This window comes from Halioglobus sp. Uisw_031 (genome assembly GCF_047729875.1).
In the GTDB taxonomy this organism is placed as follows: Bacteria; Pseudomonadota; Gammaproteobacteria; order Pseudomonadales; family Halieaceae; genus Marimicrobium.
The window spans coordinates 1,799,105-1,820,269 of record NZ_CP159826.1; the positions used below are offsets into that span (position 1 = coordinate 1,799,105).

Annotated in this window: 18 protein-coding genes; 14 read left to right on the plus strand and 4 right to left on the minus strand. The window is 52.3% G+C overall.

All coding sequences use genetic code 11. From position 1 onward, the window contains the following. The first annotated feature begins 4 nt into the window (after positions 1 to 4). The 13 genes from ABXT62_RS08205 (at position 5) to ABXT62_RS08265 (ending at position 15,547) form a co-directional block, all read left to right on the plus strand. Positions 5 to 961: a DHH family phosphoesterase gene (locus tag ABXT62_RS08205; protein WP_415358112.1), complete on the plus strand. Its 957-nt coding sequence runs from the start codon at positions 5 to 7 to the stop codon at positions 959 to 961. Positions 962 to 1,080: 119 nt separating this feature from the next. Beyond that, positions 1,081 to 2,568, plus strand: a complete 1,488-nt coding sequence (gene xylB / locus ABXT62_RS08210) for a xylulokinase (protein WP_415358113.1) — start codon at positions 1,081 to 1,083, stop codon at positions 2,566 to 2,568. Between the two features lie 21 nt (positions 2,569 to 2,589). Then, positions 2,590 to 3,924, plus strand: coding sequence for a xylose isomerase (gene xylA / locus ABXT62_RS08215; protein WP_415358114.1), 1,335 nt, complete (start codon positions 2,590 to 2,592; stop codon positions 3,922 to 3,924). A gap of 27 nt (positions 3,925 to 3,951) precedes the next feature. Then, complete coding sequence (locus ABXT62_RS08220) at positions 3,952 to 5,109, plus strand: Gfo/Idh/MocA family protein (RefSeq protein WP_415358115.1); 1,158 nt, start codon at positions 3,952 to 3,954, stop codon at positions 5,107 to 5,109. Between the two features lie 18 nt (positions 5,110 to 5,127). After that, positions 5,128 to 6,183, plus strand: a complete 1,056-nt coding sequence (locus ABXT62_RS08225; protein WP_415358116.1) for a sugar phosphate isomerase/epimerase family protein — start codon at positions 5,128 to 5,130, stop codon at positions 6,181 to 6,183. Between the two features lie 35 nt (positions 6,184 to 6,218). Further along, positions 6,219 to 7,520: an MFS transporter gene (locus ABXT62_RS08230; RefSeq protein ID WP_415358117.1), complete on the plus strand. Its 1,302-nt coding sequence runs from the start codon at positions 6,219 to 6,221 to the stop codon at positions 7,518 to 7,520. A 40-nt stretch (positions 7,521 to 7,560) separates the two neighbouring features. Beyond that, positions 7,561 to 8,403, plus strand: coding sequence for a sugar phosphate isomerase/epimerase family protein (locus ABXT62_RS08235; protein ID WP_415358118.1), 843 nt, complete (start codon positions 7,561 to 7,563; stop codon positions 8,401 to 8,403). 56 nt (positions 8,404 to 8,459) lie between these two features. Continuing rightward, positions 8,460 to 8,717, plus strand: a complete 258-nt coding sequence (locus tag ABXT62_RS08240) for a hypothetical protein (protein WP_415358119.1) — start codon at positions 8,460 to 8,462, stop codon at positions 8,715 to 8,717. Positions 8,718 to 8,726: 9 nt separating this feature from the next. Next, positions 8,727 to 9,344 (plus strand): gluconate 2-dehydrogenase subunit 3 family protein, encoded by a 618-nt coding sequence (locus tag ABXT62_RS08245; RefSeq protein ID WP_415358120.1) that lies wholly within the window; start codon positions 8,727 to 8,729, stop codon positions 9,342 to 9,344. 18 nt (positions 9,345 to 9,362) lie between these two features. After that, positions 9,363 to 11,069 carry an FAD-dependent oxidoreductase gene (locus ABXT62_RS08250; RefSeq protein WP_415358121.1) on the plus strand — a complete coding sequence of 569 codons (1,707 nt, stop codon included), beginning with the start codon at positions 9,363 to 9,365 and terminating at the stop codon, positions 11,067 to 11,069. 208 nt (positions 11,070 to 11,277) lie between these two features. After that, positions 11,278 to 12,381 carry a DUF1214 domain-containing protein gene (locus tag ABXT62_RS08255; protein WP_415358122.1) on the plus strand — a complete coding sequence of 368 codons (1,104 nt, stop codon included), beginning with the start codon at positions 11,278 to 11,280 and terminating at the stop codon, positions 12,379 to 12,381. Beyond that, the gene (locus ABXT62_RS08260) at positions 12,378 to 13,544 is read left to right on the plus strand and encodes a sulfotransferase family protein (protein ID WP_415358123.1); all 1,167 of its coding nucleotides are present in this window, start codon (positions 12,378 to 12,380) and stop codon (positions 13,542 to 13,544) included. Before ABXT62_RS08255 ends, ABXT62_RS08260 begins: the two co-directional genes overlap by 4 nt. A gap of 953 nt (positions 13,545 to 14,497) precedes the next feature. After that, positions 14,498 to 15,547, plus strand: a complete 1,050-nt coding sequence (locus ABXT62_RS08265; protein WP_415358124.1) for an LLM class F420-dependent oxidoreductase — start codon at positions 14,498 to 14,500, stop codon at positions 15,545 to 15,547. Between the two features lie 31 nt (positions 15,548 to 15,578). On the opposite strand, the gene ABXT62_RS08270 is transcribed toward ABXT62_RS08265, so the two are convergent. After that, entirely contained in the window at positions 15,579 to 16,526 is a 948-nt protein-coding gene (locus tag ABXT62_RS08270; protein ID WP_415358125.1) for an NAD(P)H-dependent flavin oxidoreductase, read from the minus strand. Between the two features lie 312 nt (positions 16,527 to 16,838). On the opposite strand from ABXT62_RS08270, the gene ABXT62_RS08275 reads away from it, so the two are divergent. Beyond that, entirely contained in the window at positions 16,839 to 17,618 is a 780-nt protein-coding gene (locus ABXT62_RS08275; RefSeq protein ID WP_415358126.1) for an SDR family oxidoreductase, read from the plus strand. 202 nt (positions 17,619 to 17,820) lie between these two features. Here the strand turns inward: ABXT62_RS08275 and ABXT62_RS08280 are convergent, their stop codons facing one another. The 3 genes from ABXT62_RS08280 to ABXT62_RS08290 are packed head-to-tail and all read right to left on the minus strand — an operon-like array spanning position 17,821 to position 21,100. Then, the gene (locus tag ABXT62_RS08280; RefSeq protein WP_415358127.1) at positions 17,821 to 18,972 is read right to left on the minus strand and encodes an acyl-CoA dehydrogenase family protein; all 1,152 of its coding nucleotides are present in this window, start codon (positions 18,970 to 18,972) and stop codon (positions 17,821 to 17,823) included. A gap of 10 nt (positions 18,973 to 18,982) precedes the next feature. Beyond that, positions 18,983 to 20,161: an acyl-CoA dehydrogenase family protein gene (locus ABXT62_RS08285; RefSeq protein ID WP_415358181.1), complete on the minus strand. Its 1,179-nt coding sequence runs from the start codon at positions 20,159 to 20,161 to the stop codon at positions 18,983 to 18,985. 36 nt (positions 20,162 to 20,197) lie between these two features. Further along, complete coding sequence (locus tag ABXT62_RS08290; protein ID WP_415358128.1) at positions 20,198 to 21,100, minus strand: alpha/beta fold hydrolase; 903 nt, start codon at positions 21,098 to 21,100, stop codon at positions 20,198 to 20,200. Positions 21,101 to 21,165 lie beyond the last annotated feature (65 nt).

The window sequence follows — 21,165 nt, forward strand, 5'->3', positions numbered from 1 at the left end:
TGATATGAATTACGATCTTTTTAACGGCGATGCTGATGGCATCTGTGCTCTTCTTCAGCTGCGCAAGGCTGAGCCTCGGGATGCAGCCCTCATCACGGGTGTGAAACGCGATATCAACCTGATGAGTAAGGTGAATGCCGTATCAGGCGACAAAATCACAGTACTCGATGTGTCGATGGATAAAAACAAGGACGCTCTGGAGAAGGCCCTCTTTAGGGGCGCCTCAGTATTTTACGTGGATCACCATTTTTCCGGTGATATTCCCGAGCACGAAAACCTGACAGCCATAATCAATGAGGCGCCAGATGTTTGTACAGCTGCGTTGGTGAATGGATATCTTAACGGCCGTCATCTCGACTGGGCCGTGACGGGAGCGTTTGGGGATAACCTAAAAGACACAGCACGCACTTTGGCCAGTAGTCTAGATATTTCGGAGCAAGATCTCGTGTCTCTGGACGCGCTTGGAACCTATATCAATTATAACGGCTATGGGCCGGCCATCGCTGATTTGCACTTCGATCCCAAGGATTTATATTTGAGGCTATATGCGGCAGACGGGCCTCTGGACTTCGTGCATAATTCGGCTGATTTTAAAAAACTCAGCACCGGCTATGGTGAAGATATGGCGAAGGCGGAAGCGCTTCAGCCGCTGCATAGTAATGCGACATCCGCAGTGTTTCTTTTGCCCGATGAGACCTGGGCGCGTCGTGTAAGCGGCGTCTATAGTAACGATCTTGCGACCGAGAACCCAGAGCGTGCTCACGCTGTCCTTACACTCAAAGACAACGGGAATTACCTTATTAGCGTGCGCGCACCGATGATCAAAAAAAGCGGTGCGGCGGAGCTTTGCATGCAGTTTCCGACGGGCGGTGGCAGGGCGGGAGCAGCAGGGATCAACGATCTTCCTGCAGATACTTTACAGGGTTTCATTGATGCTTTTGAACAAGCCTATTCTGCTTAACTCAAATTTGGCGGGACCCTTAACCAGTACAACGTTCACGGGCAGCTATCGCAACAAAGGGCGAGACTCTGATATGCTAATGAGTCTCAATATGACTGCTTGAAAGGCAAGCCGCTGATATGTTTCTGGGTATCGACGTCGGAACTCAAAGTGTCAAAGCGCTTCTATACGATGCCGATCGGCGTCGGGTGATAGATGTCCGCAGTGCACCGCTGCAATTGATCACTGCACCTGATGGTACCAGAGCACAACTCGCGGCATGGTGGCTTACCGCGCTGGGCCAATGCCTCGCTAATTTTACGCGGGCTGATAAGGCTTGCATTCAAGCGATTGGCGTCTCCGGGCAACAGCATGGATTTGTACCGTTAGCGAGCGATGGCGAGGTTTTGGCTCCAGTGAAGTTGTGGTGCGACACAAGCACGGTCGCAGAGTGCGCACAGATAACGGATCGTTTTGGTGGCCAGGAGCGTTGCATTAGCGAAGTGGGTAACGCGATTCTTCCTGGGTATACTGCACCAAAAATTCTTTGGTTGAAGAATAATCTGCCTGAAGCATACGCAAAACTTACCACCATTTTGCTGCCACATGATTACATTAATCTCTATCTGACGGGGGAGCGCGCCATGGAGTATGGTGATGCCTCTGGTACAGCCCTGCTCGACATTCGTCAGCGCAGATGGCATGAAGGCATGCTTGCGGCGGTGGACCCCGACAGAGACTTAAGCACTGCTTTGCCGTCTCTGGTGTCAGCCGACGCGAGCATGGGGCATTTGCATGCAAAGGCGGCCTCTGCGCTAGGACTGCCAGTTAGGATCCCCGTTGCTAGCGGCGGCGGCGATAATATGATGTCGGCTATCGGTACGGGTAATGTTAGTCCTGGACGCATGACCGTGAGCTTGGGGACATCTGGAACAGTGTTTGCCAGCGCAGATAAGCCCATTATCGACCCGCAAGGTGCCGTGGCGGCATTTTGCTCCTCAACAGGCGGCTGGCTTCCGCTGTTATGCACTATGAATTGTACGGTATCCACGGAGCTGACTCGGAGACTTTTCACAATGAGTGTGAGCGAGTTGGAGCAGCGGGTTGCGGCCACCTCGGCCGGATCAAACGGCGTTACGACGGTGCCATTTTTTAATGGTGAGCGCACACCAAATTTGCCCAAGGCTAAAGGCTGTATTCTCGGTCTCGACGAGACTAATTACTGCCCGGATAACATGTTACGCTCTGCTATGGAGTCGGCTGTATATGGTTTGAGGGCAGGTCTAGATACGTTTCGCCAGCTGGGGTGTCACATCGATACGATGCGTCTGACCGGCGGAGGGGCGGGCAGTCACGTGTGGCGCCAGATGGTTTCTGATGTATTTAATTTGCCCGTCTCCGTCCAGATCTCGGACGAAGGCGCAGCGTTGGGCGCAGCGTTACAGGCGCTGTGGATGTTTCAGCACCTGCAGGGAGAAGAGGTACCATTACAGGTCTTGCTCGATGAGCACTTGACCCTTGATCCGATACGAGCCTGTATGCCAAATGAGCAATCGGTGCAGAGCTATAGACGATTGTATGGGCAATACTTGCGCCAAGTTGAGACAATAAAGACACTTTATACATGACCGATTTCGAGGATTTTTAGTATGCCGAACCACTACTTCGTCGGTGACCATGAATATTTCCCCGGTATCGGAAACATCCCCTACGAAGGTCGCGAGTCTGATAATCCGCTGGCTTTTAAATTCTACCAGCGCGATAGATTAGTGGGCGGCAAAACGATGCAGCAGCATTTGCGTTTTGCTGTGTGCTACTGGCACACTTTTTGCGCCAAAGGCAGTGATGCCTTCGGAACAGACAGCCAAACCTTTCCCTGGGACACACCAAAAAATCCGATGATGGCAGCAAGGGCGCGCATGGATGCCGCTTTTGAATTCTTCACCAAGCTTGGAGTCCCTTATTATTGTTTTCATGATAGGGACATGGCGCCAGAAGGAGCATTCGTCGCTGAGTCAGAGCGAAATTTGGCAACGATGGCAGCATTCGCTAAAGAGCGCCAGGATGAGACTGGAATGAAATTACTCTGGGGGACTGCTAACGTATTTGGGCATCCGCGCTATATGAATGGCGCTGCAACCAATCCGGATTTTGCGGTCGTCACGCATGCTGCTGCTCAGGTGAAAGCGGCGCTGGATGCGACGGTTCTGCTCGGCGGTGAGAACTATGTGTTTTGGGGTGGTCGTGAAGGCTATTCCACGCTCCTAAATACCGACACTCGTCGAGAGTTAGATCACATGGCGCATTTTCTGGAATTGGCCCGTGACTATGGCCGCAGTATTGGATTTAAGGGCCACTTTCTGATCGAACCTAAGCCGATGGAGCCTAGCAAGCATCAGTACGATTTTGATGCACAAACAGTCATCGGCTTTTTACGTCACTATGGTCTGGCCGGCGACTTTAAACTGAACGTGGAAGCCAATCACGCTACACTGGCCGGACACAGCTTTTCGCATGAATTACAAATGTGTACTGATGCGGGTCTGCTTGGTAGCATCGATGCGAATCGCGGTGACCCACAAAATGGTTGGGATACGGATCAGTTCCCTACTGATATTTACGATGCGGTGCATGCCATGTTAGTGGTATTGGCTGACGGCGGCTTGAAGTCTGGGGGGTTCAATTTTGATGCCAGGGTGCGCCGCGAATCGGTTGATCTGGACGATATTTTCATCGGGCATATCGGGGGTATGGATACCTTCGCGAGAGCGCTGGATGTGGCCTATCGGATTCGCGAGAATTCAGATTTGGGGGAAAGAAAACTGCGGCGTTACAGCAGTTTTGATTCCGGAGACGGCGCGCGTTTTGAGCAGGGCGAGATGAACCTAGCCTCGCTCCGCGATCTAGCGGCGAGTGAACATAAGCCTGTGCGTGCAAGCGGCAAGCAGGAGTGGTATGAGAACGTGATCAACCAGTATTTGTAAACCACAGGGCTGTGTTGGAGAAAGGTGATGGCTAGAATTAGAATGGGGATGGTCGGCGGCGGGGAGGGCGCATTTATTGGCGCGGTGCATCGCATGGCCGCGGTCCTAGACGGTGACATAGAACTGGTCTGCGGTGCATTCAGTTCAGACACCGAGCGTGCGCGTCGCTCAGGCGCTGCGGTGTATCTCCCGAAAAGTCGTGTCTATGACGATTACAGCGCAATGATGGCTGCCGAGGCGGCACTTCCTGTAGCGCAACGGATGCAGTTTGTCGCCATCGTTACGCCGAATGACCTGCATTATCCTGTCGCCGAGGCGGCCCTGCGAGGCGGTTTTCATGTGCTGTGCGACAAGCCGGCTACATTTAATTTACAAGAGGCCCTGCAGTTGCGGGACATCCTCACAGAAACAGGACTGCTATACGGCTTGACGCATACTTACACCGGCTATCCACTGGTGAAGGAGGCGCGCGCGCGCATCGCTGCGGGGGAATTAGGGCGAGTGCGTAAAATTGTGGTTGAGTACCCGCAGGGCTGGTTGGCAGACAGGGAAGAAGATAAAGACAACAAGCAGGCCGCCTGGCGCCTGAATCCGACTCGCGCCGGGGTCAGCAGCTGCATGGGAGATATCGGTGTCCACGCCGCTAATTTGGCAGAATATGTCAGCGGATTGAAAATTTCCGAGATTTGCTCCGACCTGACCGCGTTTGTGCCTGACAGAACGTTAGACGACGATGGGGCAGTTCTGCTGCGCTTTGAGAATGGCGCCCGTGGTGTTCTGCATGCAAGCCAGATCAGTGTCGGGGAGGAAAATGCTCTTAGCATTCGTGTTTACGGTGAGAAGGGCGGCCTAGAATGGAAACAACAAGACCCTAATACACTGTGGCTTAAATGGCCCGACCGTCCAACCGAGATGTTGCGCACTGCGGGCAGCTATTTGGGCGATCTTGCCGCCGCGAATGCTCGTACCCCGATGGGTCACCCTGAGGGCTATCTGGAAGCCTTCGCAAATCTTTACAGCGCGTTCGCCGGGCAAATTCGCGCGCGAGAAGCGAGGCGGGATCCCGATGCTCGTTCAGCGGATTGTCCGGGCATTGAGCAGGCGATTCGTGGGATGACTTTTATCGAACTGGCCGTTGCAGCAAGCGCCAGCGACATAAAGTGGCACACGTTTGAACAATACTAAAACTGAGAGGTTAATCGCATGTCGATGATGAAAGGCCCGGCAATTTTTCTAGCGCAGTTTACGGGTGCTGAGGAGCCATTTAACACTCTGGAAAATATCAGCCGTTGGGCCGGAGGGCTTGGCTACAAAGGCATACAGATTCCTACATGGGAAGCAGGTCTGATCGATCTGAAGGCAGCCGCCGAGAGTAAAGACTACTGTGATGAATTGAAAGGTGTATGCGCGCAAAGCGGTGTTGAAATCACCGAACTTTCGACGCACCTGCAGGGCCAGTTAGTGGCAGTGCACCCTGCGTATGATGAGCAGTTTGATGGCTTCGCGCCCGCAGAAGTACATGGAAATCCAAAGGCACGACAGGAATGGGCGGTTAATCAGTTGCTACTTGCGGCACAGGCCAGTCGCAATCTTGGACTCAGTGCCCATGCTACTTTCTCGGGTGCACTTCTGTGGCACACCCTCTACCCCTGGCCCCAGCGCCCATCAGGGTTGGTGGAAACAGGGTTCAGGGAACTGGCAGCGAGGTGGTTGCCGATTCTGAACGCTTTCGATGAGGCCGGCGTCGACGTATGTTATGAAATCCATCCCGGGGAAGACCTGCACGATGGAGTGACGTTTGAGCGCTTCCTTGAGGCAACCGGCAATCACCGCCGTTGCAATATACTGTACGATCCCAGCCATTTTATGCTGCAGCAGCTTGACTACATACAGTTCATCGACTTTTACTATGACCGTATCAAAATGTTTCATGTAAAAGACGCGGAGTTCAATCCCAATGGGCGCAGCGGCATGTATGGCGGTTATCAGGATTGGACCGATCGAGCTGGGCGATTTCGCTCGCTAGGCGATGGGCAGGTGGACTTCAAGGGGATCTTCAGCCAGTTGGCTCGCTACGGCTTCGAGGGTTGGGCGGTGCTGGAGTGGGAGTGTTGCTTAAAGCACCCCGAGGATGGGGCCCGCGAAGGCGTTGATTTTATTAATAGACATATCATTCGCACTACCGATAGAGCGTTTGATGACTTCGCTGCAGGCAGCACAGATGAAGCCGCCAACCGACGTATCCTCGGACTCGATTAGAGCGCCTTACGCAAAAAAAGAATAAGGATAGAATGATGAGTGAGCTACTTCTACACAGGAAACGCCTCTATCACGTAGGCAATTTGTCGATTTTTATGATTGGTCTGGGCTTTGCTGTCAGGGCTAATATTGCCTCCAATCTACAGGAAGATATCTACGACAAGATTGACCTCGCCAATTCTGCGGCTCTGGTCGGTGAGGCTCTCAGTGCAACCTTTATGGGTTTTGCCTTGACCTTGCTTTTTGGTAGTGCACTGGTCGATCTGATTGGAATGAAGCGAATGTTGCTGCTCTCCGCGCTGGGATATATCGCTGGTGCTGTGGGTTTAGTGTTTGCAACGACAATGGCGATCAATAGTTCTGTCGAGACAGTCATCTGGGTGAGTCTCTTGTTAACCGGATTGGGCTGGGGCGCAGTTGAGGCCGCCTCCAACCCGATGGTCGCCGCTTTGTATCCTGAGGAAAAAACACATCGCCTGAATATTCTGCATGCGTGGTGGCCGGCGGGGATTGTCGTCGGTGGATTAATGGGCTTCACGATCACTCGCGTGGGCCTGCCATGGGAGCTGAATATGTTTGTGTTGTTATTGCCGGCGCTCGCCTTGGCATGGATGGTGTCACGGGCTACTTTTCCTGTCACCGAACGGGTCGCTGCGGGTGTTAGCTACGGCCAAATGTTTTCTGAACTGCTTAAACGGCCACTATTTTGGGTATTCTGGGTCTGCATGTTTTTTACCGCAACGGCAGAGCTGGCGCCGGGCCAGTGGGTCAATATCGCTCTTTCTCACATTGTCGGTATGCAGGGTATTTTGCTGCTGGTCTATGTCAGCGCGCTGATGTTCGTCATGCGCCATTTTGCTGGGCCAATTGTGGCGCATATTTCACCCATTGGCCTGATGTTCGTAAGTTGTCTGGCTGCTGGTATTGGCTTGTATTTGCTCAGTCTGGCGGATACGCCCGCACTGGCGTTCGGTGCTGCTACCGTATGGGGTATTGGTGTGTGCTATCTGTGGCCCACTATGTTGGCGATTACGTCTGAACGTTTCCCACGCGGTGGCGCTATGGCATTAGGTTTGATGGGGTTCGCAGGCGGCATGGCTATCAAGTTCGTACTGCCTCAGATGGGCGCTATCTTTGATACCGCTAAAGCACAGGCTGCCGGCGGTGCGGACCAGTTGGCGACGTTGTCTCCACAGGCGATGCAGGAGGTGCTTCGGTATGCATCCGTAGAGTCCTTTCAATCTGTTGCTATCGTTCCACTATTATTGTTGCCGGTATTTGGACTGATCTGGTTGTTTGATCGCAGAAAAGGTGGGCATCAGGTTGAATCAATTTGAGCGTCTGGCGCAACGAAACAGCATTAAAGGACGTTGATTGATGGACGTAAAGATTGGCATGAACATGCTCCTGTGGGGCATACAGATAACGCCGAAACATGTGCCTGTCTTTGGACGCCTTGCGGCGGCGGGTTATGACGGCGTTGAAATTCCTGTCGTCGGGCAGTCAAACGCCGAGATCAAAACGATGGCTACAGCCTGTGATGATCTGGGCCTTGCGCGTACCACTGTTGCTTTCGTCGGCGCTGAGGTTAATCCAATCTCTACCAATCCGACGATTCGCGCAGCTGCTGTGGACAGCCTCAAGAAAGCAATCGATGACACCGTGCTTATCGGCGCCGACATGCTTGTGGGCGGGATTTATCAAGCCCACAAGTACTTTACCGGAAGCGCACCGACAGAACAGGAGTGGAACTGGTCTGCGGAACATCTGCGCACCTGTGGTGAGTACGCGCAGCAGGCTGGTGTGGGGCTTGGTCTGGAATTTCTTAATCGCTTTGAGGTGTTTCTGATGAATACTTCTGCGGACTGCAGACGCATGGTCGAGCAGGTAGGCTTGGATAACGTGGGAGTTCATTACGACACACATCACGCTAACATTGAAGACCCTGATCCCCGTGAGGCATTACGGCTTATTCAGGGCACCATAAATCACGTTCACCTTAGCGAAAGTCATCGGGGGACGCTAGGCTCTGGACAGGTAGACTGGGACGCTAATTTCGCTGCTCTGCATGAGATTAACTACAGCGGCTGGTTGGTGATTGAAGCGTTTGGCAATTGTGATCCAGATCTGGCGACCGCTGCCAATATCTGGCGTAATGCGTTTTCGTCAGAAGAGGAGGTTTATACACGGGGTATAGATTTCATTCGAGCGCGCCTGTAAGAATGTGGCAAGACGGTGTAAAGTAATACCCACACTATAGGGATAAGAACACTCCAATGCAGATATCTAAGCGCCGCTGGGTCATCGCAATAGCCGTCGCCCTTTACCTGTATTTTCTCTTGCCCGCCACGGCACAGATTTTTTATGAGCTTTATCATCTGACGCAGATAGGACCGATTTACTGGGGCTACAGTGGCTTCAAAGCGGCGGGATATTATTTTAGTGTCTATGAGTATCGGCTTCTAGTCTGTTTTTTGGTGGCCGCTGCGATTATTGTTATACCCACAATTGTAAAGAAGTTCCGCGGAACCTAAGAGGTGAGTATGAATCGAAGAGAGTTCCTACAGTGCGCAGCCATTCTAATAACGGGGGTTAGTGCGTCTCAATTGGGTTTCACCTTGAGTGCGGAGCAGACCGTCTATCTAGCGGCTGCGCCCGACTACAATACTACCCCGGTCAACTTTTTCACGCCTGTTCAGCGCGAGACCGTTACAGCGATGTGTGAAGCCATTATTCCCCGCACTGACACGCCGGGAGCGATAGACGCGGGTGTCCCGCAATTCCTTGAGCTGATGGTGGCAGACTGGCTTAACGATGAGGAGCGAGGAATCTTTATCTCTGGACTACAGGATATCGCAGACCGTATTCCACAGGAGTATGGCAAGCCTTTCAGCCAGCTGGGTCCGCAGGAGCAATTGCAGATACTGGAAGCCCTAGAGGACGCCGCCTCCGATTCATCGTGGTATGACCTGGGCAACATACAACAGGTTTACATGAGTGATGCGCCGTTTATTTGCCAGATGAAAGAACTCACCATCTGGGGCTTTTTTACTTCGGAGGAGGGTGGCTCTCAAGTGCTGCGATACGATCCTATGCCCATGTATTTCGACGGTGATATACCCTTATCGCCGGACGACAGTAGCTGGTCCAATTCATTCTAGATACCGTTACGGATAACCATGATTGAAACTAAGCAGTACGATTTTGACGCCATCGTTGTCGGTTCTGGTATTTCAGGGAGCTGGGCTGCGAAGGAGTTAACAGAGAAAGGCCTGAAGGTGCTGGTGCTAGAGCGTGGCAAGCCCTTGGAGGCGGGTAGCGGCTACCTCGGTGAGCACGCGCCCAATTGGAAGCTGCCCTACCAAGGCAAGCCGCCACGGGAGCTGTACGAAGAGGACTACCCGGTTCAGAGTAAAGTCTGGCATTCTTTTAACGAATCAAGCCGACAATTCTGGAACAACGATAAAGAGAACCCCTACGCGATGGACGAGGGTAAGCCGTTTCTCTGGGCGAGGGCAGACGTAGTGGGTGGCCGCTCATTGATCTGGGGCCGGCAAACCTATCGCTGGAGCGAGCAGGATTTCAAAGCAAACGCCATTGATGGCTACGGCATCCCTTGGCCGGTGGGTTATAAGGATATTGAGCCCTGGTATAGTTATGTCGAGAAATTTGTAGGCATAAACGGTAAAAAGGAAGGCTTGCCGCAACTTCCCGACAGTGAGTTCCAAAAGCCCATGCCGTGGTTTGAGTTGGAGAAGACGATTCAGGCACGGTTGAAGGTCAATGCACCGGATGTGACGCTCACTAACGGTCGAGTCGCGGTCTTGACGGAAGATCTGCCCGGCAGAAAAGCCTGCCATTATTGTGGTCCGTGTTACAGAGGGTGTTCAACGGGGAGTTATTTTAGTTCACAAAGCTCGACATTACCTGCGGCCGAGGCGACCGGCAACATGACACTTAAGGCTAACGCCGTGGTTGAACGACTAGAGTATGACACTGAATCCGGCAAGATTTCTCAAGTGCATGTGATCGATGCGGTAACGAAGAAGCGCGAAACGTATTCAGCTAAAATCTTCTTTCTCTGTGCCTCTACCGTCGGTAGCACGCAGATACTACTCAATTCGGCGAGTGAAGAATTCCCGAACGGGCTAGCCAATAGCAGCGGAACATTAGGCCATTACATGATGGACCATACGCTAGGTCTCAGTGGTGTTGGCGTGTTCCTCGATAACATGGACAGCTACTACCACGGCAACCGACCGACTGGCTTGTACATCCCGCGATTCAGAAACCTTGAGGGCCAGGATAAGGACGCTGACTTTTTGCGCGGTTATGGCTATCAGGCCGTGACAATACGCATGGACTGGATGACGGGAATGAACACCAAGGGCTTTGGCGCCCCGCTAAAAGAATCATTGCGCAAGCCCGGCCCTTGGGTCTTTGCGCTTGCAGGGTTTACCGAATGTCTACCTCGCGAATCAAACCGCATGTATCTGAGTAAGGACAAGGTAGATCGGTACGGTATTCCACAGGTGGTATTTGATTTTGAGTGGAGCGACAACGAAGTCAATCTGCGCCGAGACGCACAGGAAAATGCAGATCGTTTACTCAAAGCGGCAGGCGCGGTAATAACCATGTCGGGCGAAGACGGAATGTCATTGCCAGGCGAAGGCATTCATGAGATGGGCACGGCGCGCATGGGCGATGACCCTAAGCAATCAGTGTTAAACGCCTATAATCAGGCGCATGATGTCCCTAACCTGTTTGTCACCGACGGTTCCTTTATGACTTCGTCGTCCTGTGTAAATCCCTCGCTGACGTATATGGCATTCACCGCACGGGCGTGCGACTACGCCGTAAAACAAATTGCTCAGGGAAATTTATAGCGCGCCATACGGGCCTGTGGCCTAGCGTAGTCTCCGCACGGGTTTTCTCCTGCGCGGCCTAATAGCAGGTCCTGGTTTAACGTCATAGACCCGCTGTGTCCCAAGTGCGCTTCGCAGGCAGACAACTGCTGCGGCGCTTGCCTCAAGTCTAGGCGTTTGGTATCACTGACGCCTAAAGACAATTGGATAAACTCGAGGAAGAAACCGTATGTCGATGTCAGATGCAGAAAAGAGAGTGATCGATGGAACGACCTGGGATCAGTTCTGTGATGAACTGAAGGATGCGGGCAAGATCATCCGCAGCGCCAAGGCGCCTCAGGATCCATTTAATCAGGCCGAAGGGTACCGCTATCTATCACGACTGCTGCGCGGCGGGCTAGAGAGTTTTCTAGAATTCCGCGACCCACTGTTTCCAGAACTGCGCTGTGGTGCTCACGAAACGATTAAACTCGGCGCCGATAACCCTGACAACCGCTATGAAAGTGCAACGGTTAGCCCGGCCCATGAGTACCGGATAACGGGCCTTCGGGGTTCGGTCGACTATCTAGGCATCAGCACGATCATCAACAAATATGCCTCTGGCGGCACGATGGAAGTCACTGGCCATATTGATGCGCGGCAGATGGAATTGGGGCCTAACGGTGAATTAGAGATTATCGTGAGTCGCACAGAGCAACCTGGGAACTGGTTGCCGATGGGGGAGGCCACCAACTCCATAACCGTGCGTCAGACATTTCAAGATAGGGTGAATGAGGTGCCCGCCGCTATGAAGATCGAACGCATTGGTGCGAAGGACGATCGTCCGAAACCGCTGACGGCAGAAAAGCTGGAGCGAGGGTTACTTGGCGCGGTGATGTTTGTAAAAGGTTCCGCGAATCTTTTTGAAAACTGGTCGGAAAGTTTTCTGCCAACGTTAAACGAGTTGCCTGCTGCAGATCAGGCCTACTGCCAATCTATCGGCGGTGACCCCAATATTTTTTACTTCCACAGTGCCTGGCAGTTAGCGGATGATGAAGTCTATATCATCGAGGCGCCAGAAATTCCCGAATGTCAGACTTGGAACTTTCAGTTGGATAATTGGTGGATGGAGTCACTGGATTATCGACATCATACGATTCACGTTAACAAGCATACCGCACACTATGAAAGTGATGGCAGTGTGCGCCTTGTGGTCTCGCATACTGATCCTGGTGTGCCCAACTGGATAGAAACAGCAGGGCACACCATGGGCACTATGTGCTGGCGTTGGATAGGGGCGCAACAGCATCCCCTGTTGAAAACCCGCGTTGCGAAACTTGCGGAGCTAAAATGACAGATCAGATTATAAGTTTTGTTGCAGACGAATTAATTGCCGAGGCTAAGAGTCAAACAGGTTTTGACGACTTCGGTGAGCCGCCTTATCGTGAGGGGCTGGACGTATTGTTGCAAACCTACGATCTGAACGTGAAAGACCCTGAGGGCCGTCAACGTTGCCGCGATCGGCTAGTAATGCTGCTGGCCACGCGACTGAAGAGTGAGCATGCCTTTAAGACTATTCCTGAAATTGCAGAACAAACGATAAAGGCTCCGATTTTTGTTACGGGTCTACCTCGCTCGGGCACGTCAGCACTGCTCAACCTGTTGGTGGCCGCCCCTGATAATCGAGGCCTACTGCAGTGGGAAGCGCAGTTTCCTGAACCGTGGCCCGACAGCGAGCCTGGACAGGAGGATCCGCGCTATCCTTATTTAGTCAAGGCGTTAGAGCAGACCCGAAATTCCGATTTTGCCAAGATGCATTACATTGATGCCGATACTCCGGAAGAGTGCGTACTTTTGCATGCTTATACATTAGGGGGTGTGCAGCTCGGATTTGAGATTATGCTAGAGCCTTATCGAAGCTGGCTGCTCAAACAAGATCTAGAGCCGCTTTACGCCTACCAGAAACGTCAGATGCAAATGCTCAACTGGCGCAACCCCGGTGCACAATGGATGCTCAAGGCGCCGGCGCATATGTTAGGTATCGACGCCATTATGAAAGTGTTCCCTGATGCGCGTTTCATTTGGTGTCATCGAGACCCCGTCGCTGTTGTGCCGTCAATTAACAGCATGAACAAGCTAATAATGGCTATGTACGCTGGTGACTTCAGTCATCTCGACTCAGGTGAGATTGGCGTTGCTGTGATGGAGTGGTATGCCAGTTCATTAGAGAAAGGATTGGCACAGCGCGAGAGGCTACCTGAAGAGATTTTTGTGGATTGTTCACAGGGTGATTTTGTCGATCAACCAATGGCCGTTGTAGAGCGCGTTTATGAGGCTTTTGGTCTATCAATGAGTGATGAGTCACGCGCAGCCATGCAGGCTCACGTCGACGCTAATCCCAAAGGCAAACACGGTAAGCATGAATACAATCTGGCGGAATACGGTCTAACGCGTGAAATGATTGGGAAGCGTTTTGCATTTTATACCTCTGCGGGACGCTGGCCGATTTCTGATTAGTATTGCCTGCGCATAGCGTCTGTATGGCTTGATGGGTTGGAACTCATGCTAAAGGATGAGATCAAAGGGTAGGGCACATTAGGTGGTGTCATCTTCTGCATGCGTCCGAGTGCCTTCTCGGCCTACAAATAGACGTCTGTCGACGAAACCGCCGCAATTGCAATAGTATGCACAACAAGCCTGCTGAGCCTCCATTTAACATAATATTATTATTCTTAGGCCTTAGATGGGTATTCTGTAGCGATAAGCAGGGCGAACAGCTTGAGTGCGTTAGCCTGGTAACGACTGGCTTGCAATCTGCCATCAGCACATCGCGGTGAATGGACAGGTCCTGATCTTTAGAACCTAAAGCCCGAGGACTCCTCTTTGCAGATTGCCTAATGCGAAAAGGCACGTTGAGATACTGTGTTGCCGCTTGCGCGTTAGGCTTAGCCTCAGCCATAAGGTTATGTCGGTTAGCAGTATGGATGCGCGATCGCAACGAACAGCTGTTCGGGCGGATGAAGGGATATGCTCAGTTTTTTGTCGCATTAGACGTCTCGCAGCGCTCGTAAGCTAGGGTTGGGCATGGCCAAACACAAAACTATGCGCGTAGCGGCGCGTCATAAAGTTCACCTGAGCGCCCAATGTGGTGTAACACCTGTCAGTTTTTATACAGCAGGCGGCCGGACGTCAGGTTAGGCGTATCGGTCAAGTCTAGAACGCTAAAAACAAGGCTAAACGCGCGGGTAAGCTCATTCAAAGGGGCAGATCCTAGCTCCGCTAAGGTTATTCTTTATGCGTATAATATATATTATGTTAAATAAGACAATAACACACATACTTACGCACAGGCACCGCCTTTCAAAGAACCCTTGCCTCTAGAACCGATAGAAGTTACAAAGCGTCATCGCGTACTGACGACATCACCCCTAACCGGGGGCCATCGAAAATTGTGGATACAGGAAGATTGCATGAAACTGGGGCTAGGACTGATTCAAACGGCGTTTAGCGCTAATCCAACGATTGACCTTGATGCGGTGCGCTTAGCTGAAGACCTTGGCTTTCATTCCGTGTGGGCAGCAGAAGCTTATGGCTGTGACGCTGTGACGAGTGCGACTTGGCTGGCGGCGCACACATCAAAAATAAAAGTCGGTACAGCCATTATGCAGATCCCTGCGCGATCACCCGCCTCCGCGGCAATGACGGCGATCGGACTCGATGCACTCTCCCAGGGGCGCTTCATTCTCGGTCTTGGCAGTTCAGGTCCACAGGTCGCTGAGGGCTGGCATGGCGTTGCCTATAACCGCCCGCTTGAACGTACACGCGAGTACGTCGCCATCATTCGCAAAATACTGGAACGAAAAGAACCGCTGCAGCATGACGGCTTCCATTATCAGCTGCCTCTAACGGGCTCCAATACTACGGGCGCGGGTAAACCGCTTAAGAGCGTCGCCCACCCTAATGCCGATCAGCCCATAGTCCTTGCCTCCATTAGTCCTGGCGGCTTGCGTCTGGCGGCCGAGATTGCTGATGGTGTGTTGTTATCTTTCATCGACCCCAATGCAACGCAGGACATTGTGGATCGTCACCTCGCCGATGGCTTTGCCAAAGATGGAGCACGCTGCACGCGTGAGGAATTTACGGTTAGCACTTTTGTGAGTGTTATCGTGCACGATGATGTCTCTGAGGTGCAGGCAATGATGAAGCCGACCCTCGCTAGACAGCTGGGTGGCATGGGCTCCAAAGGAAAAAATTTCTATGCGGAGTTTGCTAAGCGAATGGGCTATGCCGATGAAGTAGACCAGATTCAAGCGTTGTATCTGGCCGGTGAAAAAGACAAAGCAGCCTCAGCCGTGCCCGCTGATCTTATTGACCTGACCAACCTCATTGGTCCGCCAGCGCGCATTCGAGAGCGTCTTAGCATGTGGAGAGAGGCTGAGCAGCGCGGCTCACTCGATATGATGCTAATCACGTCTTCGCAGCCGGAAGCGCTAAAATTGATGGCCGAAGAATTACTTTAGTGTGTCAGGCGCAATGACCAAGCCCTGTGGGTTATGTCACATATCGCCCCGCCAGCTCCTGCATAATGTCCCGAAATTCTGACACGGTCTCATCGATAATTTCTTGGACACTCTTCACCGATTCAATGCGCCCGGCGACCTCACCCGACAAGGGAATAGCCGCCTCCATATCTCCGCCAAAATATAATTCGGATAGGTTGGCCATATGCTCCATCACATTAAACTGCCCCAGCAGCGCCAGAGCCGTGGTTCGCTCCGTGCGCAATGCTCTCAGAGCAGGCCGTGCCTGCTGATTCAGAAAAACGGTGTCTGTTGCCTTGGCCTGAATCACCGCCTGTTTCCAGTTGTCGTGTACTGGGGATTCTAAACAGGACAACATACGTGTCCCCATCTGAACGCCCTCAGCACCCATAGCGAATGCACCCGCCATCGATATCCCATCGCAGATGCCTCCTGCGGCAATAATAGGTACGTCTGTATACGCACGGATCATAGGCAATAACACCATCGTTGAAACGGGACTGGGGTTTTTAAAACCACCGCCCTCCCCACCCTCAACGATCAGTCCGTCTACACCAGCATCAAGTGCCTTTATGGCCATCTCCAATGTCGGGATGACGTGAAACACCTTGATCCCCGCCGCCTGAAATGCCTCGGTGCATACGGCAGGACTGCCAGACGATGTGGTGACAAACTTGATGCCCTGCTCGATAACGAAATCGATGATATTGCTGCCTTTCACATAGGACAGGGCTACGTTCATGCCAAAGGGTTTGTCGGTCAGCTCACGCATCTTGGCGACCTCCCCCTTAATATTGTCTAGTTCACCCGAAGATGTTTCGATAATGCCCATGCCGCCCGCATTACTCACAGCAGAAGCCAACTGCGCGCGCGCGATCCAGCCCATGGGGGCCTGAATGATCGGATAGGCGGTGCCCGTCATTTCGGTGATGCGGTTTTTTATCGCGGCTTGTTTCATGGTGGTCTTGCTCTCTCAATGGGTTTAGGTTTCGTCGCCTAGTTACTCGGCAGCGCTGTAACGTCGACATAATATTGACACAGTATGTGCCATTATGTAATTCTCGCAAGTCTTAATTCGACATAAATACGACGAATGGTGGTCACCGAGAAGTAGATGATCCACGATACTATCGCGCTTGGACCAAAGCTAAATGATCGATTTCATGGGTCGTGGGATAGTGAGACTATTATCTCAACTCGGTTTTTCTGACAACACCCGCGTTATGTATGAATATCGTATTTCTAACCATCACACAGTGGAGCATTCTAGATGGAGATCAAGGACAAAATAATCGTTGTTACAGGCGCCGGCAGCGGTATCGGTAAAGCCCTGGTGGAAAAGTTTATTGCGGAGGGCGCTAAAACCGTCGTTGGCGTAGACATCAACGCCGACACGGCGAAAAAAACCGCAGCAGAATTGGGGTGTGTCGCCATGTCTGCAGACGTCGCTAAGGAGGACGATGTGCGACGCGTTATCGAGGATACCGAAAACACCATAGGCCCCATCGATCTGTTTTGCAGTAATGCGGGCGTCGCGGCAGGTGCTAGCGAGCAATCAGCGAACGCCGAGTGGGAACTCTGTTGGAATGTGAATGTTATGTCCCATGTTTATGCCGCCCGCTTTCTGGTGCCGCGCATGCTCGAGCGCGGTCACGGCTATTTTCTCAACACAGCGTCTGCCGCCGGCCTGCTCAATCAGATCGGTGGAGCCGCGTACGGTGTCACCAAACATGCCGCCGTGGGCTTTTCCGAGTGGCTGGCACTGACGTATGCGCATCAAGGTATCAAGGTATCCTTATTGTGTCCGCAAGCGGTTCGCACCGCGATGACGGCTGATGCGAATGATCAGGGCACAAAGGCTGCTAGCGGGGATGGGATGATGGAGCCGGCACAACTCGCGGATATCGTGGTTGAACATCTGCAGCGAGAAGACTTTCTTATCCTCACGCATGAAGAAGTGAAAACGTACATGCAGCGTAAAACCGCTGACTACAATCGCTGGATCAGTGGCATGAACCGATTATTTCAAAAGTTGTCTGGAGCAGCCTAGAAGGCCTTACGGAACATCCAGTTAACCCAGCTATGAAACTTTATTCAAACCGATGAATGCAGGTGCCTTTCGCAGTCGACACCTAGTGGCTTCCTCTGAAGATAGACAGGGTAACGTTTGCTCGGTGACCGAGAAATAAAAGGTGCATGCCCGCTCCCCACCATTGTCTGGGTGAAGAACGGTTTAGCGCAAGTTTGAGCGCTCAAGCAGCAGCGCTAGAGGCAGGTGTATTGACCAGTGCCGCAAACAGCTGCTGATGATAATCTGCATCGCCAAAGAGGCTGTTGATAATCATCAAGCGTTTTACGAAGAAGCCTATCGATAACTCATCCGTCATACCCATACCTCCATGTAATTGGATGGCTTCACCGCCAATCAGTCTTCCTGCACGACCGGCCATCACCTTCAGCGCTAACAAGCTGCGCCGCGCATCGACATCATCATCCTGCGCTGCACAGACTGCGCGTAGCAAGAGTGATTTGACGTTCTCACAGGCACCGAACATATCCACCATACGGTGCTGCAACGCTTGGAAAGAGCCAATGGCGACACCAAATTGCTCGCGTGTTTTACAATATTCAAGCGTTTTTTCGTTCAGGGCTTCCATCGCTCCCAGCGCATTCGCACAGATAGCCAGGCGCGCATCGTCAACGATAGGGGTCATCAAAGCATAGCCATCACCGACTGCTCCAATGACGGCTTCGACCTGAACATCCTTGAACGAGAGTGTGGCGGCTTCCTGGCCGTCCGTCATTCGGTACACGGTTCGCTGCACGCCGGTGCTGGAAGCGTCTACCAAAAACAAGGTGAGTCCGGCCTCTTCAGACTGCTCTCCAGCGTTGCGAGCCAGTACGATGAATTTGTCCGCTGCGCCGCCATTGAGAACGACCGTTTTTTCACCGTTTAATACCCATTGCTCACCGTCTTTGTCAGCGCGTGTGACGACGTCAGTCATCTCGTAACGGCTCTGGCGTTCAAGATAAGCGAACGCGCCCTGTAACTCCCCTGCAATAATTTGCGGGATATAGTTTTCGCGCACCTGTTCGCTTGCTCCTGCCTGCAGCAATCCGCCAAACAGCATGACAGTGGCCAAATAGGGCTCTGCCACAAGACCGCGACCGAACTCCTGCATAATGACCATCGTATCGACCGGCCCTCCGCCAAAGCCACCATGCTCCTCGGCAAACGGAATCGACAGCCAGCCCAACTCTGCAAACTGTTGCCAGTGCTCTGCGCTGAAGCCGTGCTCCATGGCGACAACGGCATTGCGCTGATCGAATGCATAATTCTCTGACACGAAGCGAGCAATGCTGTCACGGATGAGGGTTTGTTCTTCACTTAAATTAAAATCCATTGATTATCTCCTACAGGCCTAGTACATATTTGGCCGTGATATTTTTTTGTACCTCGTTAGAGCCACCATAAATCGAAGAAGCGCGTCCTCTGAAATAAAGTTTTTGCGCGGTATCGGCAAAACCATGTCCCAGGCCTGCAGGCGTCAGCTCGCCCTGTAATGTGCCACTGTAATATGCGGCAACATCCATACGCAGCTCCTGGATAGCCTGCTGCAGTTCAGTGCCCTGTATCTTTAACAATGAAGATTCCGGCCCCGGAGGATTACCTTCAGAGATTGCTGCCAATGCACGCAGTTCCGTAAATTCTAGTGCCATGAGCTCAATCTCAATGTCCGTCAGCCGCTTGGCAAAAATAGGATCATCGAGCAATGACTTGCCGCCATTGATCTCCTCACGCGCTTCTTCACGAACGACTGTGAGTGCGCATTTTGAGCTTGCAACTTCTGCGATGTTAAGGCGTTCATGAACCAGCAGCGACTTAGCATACGTCCAGCCCTTGCCTTCTTCGCCGATGCGGTTCTCGACCGGGACGCGCACATTGTCAAAAAAGACTTCATTGAGATGGTGAAACCCGTCAATGGTGTTAATAGCGCGTACGGTGACCCCGGGGCTGTCCATGTCGATTAATAAGAACGTGATGCCCTCCTGTTTACGCCCTGAGCTATCAGTGCGAACCAGACAAAATATCCAGTTGGCATACTGTGCATAACTCGTCCAAATTTTACTGCCATTGAGGACGTATTCTTCGCCTTCAAGATCTGCCCGCATTTTTAGCGATGCAAGATCGGATCCTGCGCCTGGTTCTGAGTAGCCCTGACACCACCAATCTTCACTCTTCAGAATTCGAGGAAGAAATTTTTGTTTTTGCTCATCACTGCCGTAGGCAATAATCACCGACGCGACCATCGTCACACCGAACGGAAGAACTTCGGGCGCACCGACGGCAGCGCGCTCTGAGTTATAAATAAACGACTGCGTCACACTCCAGTCAGTGCCGCCGTACTCTACGGGCCAGTGGGGAGCTACCCATCCCTTATGGTACAGCCGGGTTTGCCACTCTTCGGCGCCCTCTTTCATCGTTGCAATATTACCGTAGGTCGCTGCGAGCTCTTTGTCCCAAGCCTCTGCAAGGAACTGTCGAACCTCCACCTGAAACGCTAGGTCGTCTTCACTTAAACGTGTATCCATCATCTATCTCCTGAGTCAAAAATTGTGTGCGCGATACTACAGATGAGCGGTCGCTTTATCCGCGTTAGACCTAATAAGTTCCACAAACTGCGGTAGGAGCTCGTCTGGCAAGTCATGCCCCATACCCTCGATGAGTTCCAATGTTGCGCCCGGAATAAGCTGCGCCGTATCAACACCACCAGACACGGGCACCAGGGGGTCAGCCTTGCCGTGGATCACGAGAGTGGGCGCGACAATCTTTTTTAGCACCCTGGTCCGATCTCCGCCAGCCATTATTGCTACCATCTGCCGCGAATGCCCTGCCGGATAATAAGAACGTTGATAGCTGTCGTTCAGTTTCTCACTCAGAGCTTCATCGGTGGGTGGATAGGCCGGACTGCCAATGAGTCGCCAGGTACGCATCGCGTGCTCATGCATAAGCTTAGCGTCTGCTTTTACCGGTCGTCGCAACATATGCAGTGCAATTTTACGATCCGGCCCGGGCAGCGATTTTCGACCACTGGTCGACATAATAGACGTGAGGGATAGAACCCTAAAGGGAAAGTGCCCCGCCACGAGCTGTGCAATCATGCCGCCCATTGACGCTCCTACTATATGTGCAGAATCTATGTTGAGCGCATCAAGCAGTCCGACGACATCGTTTGCCATGTCGTCGAGTGTATAAGGCAGTGTCAAAGGTAACTTGAGGCGAGAGAAGAGCATGACTTTTAATATTCTAGGAGTAGGCAGGCTATCCATTTTTTGCGAAAGACCAATGTCCCGATTATCAAAACGAATAACGCGATAGCCATGCGCAGCGAGACCAGCACAAAAGTCGACTGGCCACCCAGTCATTTGAGTGCCGAGTCCCATTATCAGAAGCATCACGGGATCTTTAGGGTCACCAAATTCTTCGTAGGCCAGATCAATGCCGTTGGCATTAATATACTTTTCGGTCATGCTTATCCCCGTCACAATATACCGGCTTGCAGGCCACGCAATACAGTGATTCAATCATCCGCGTT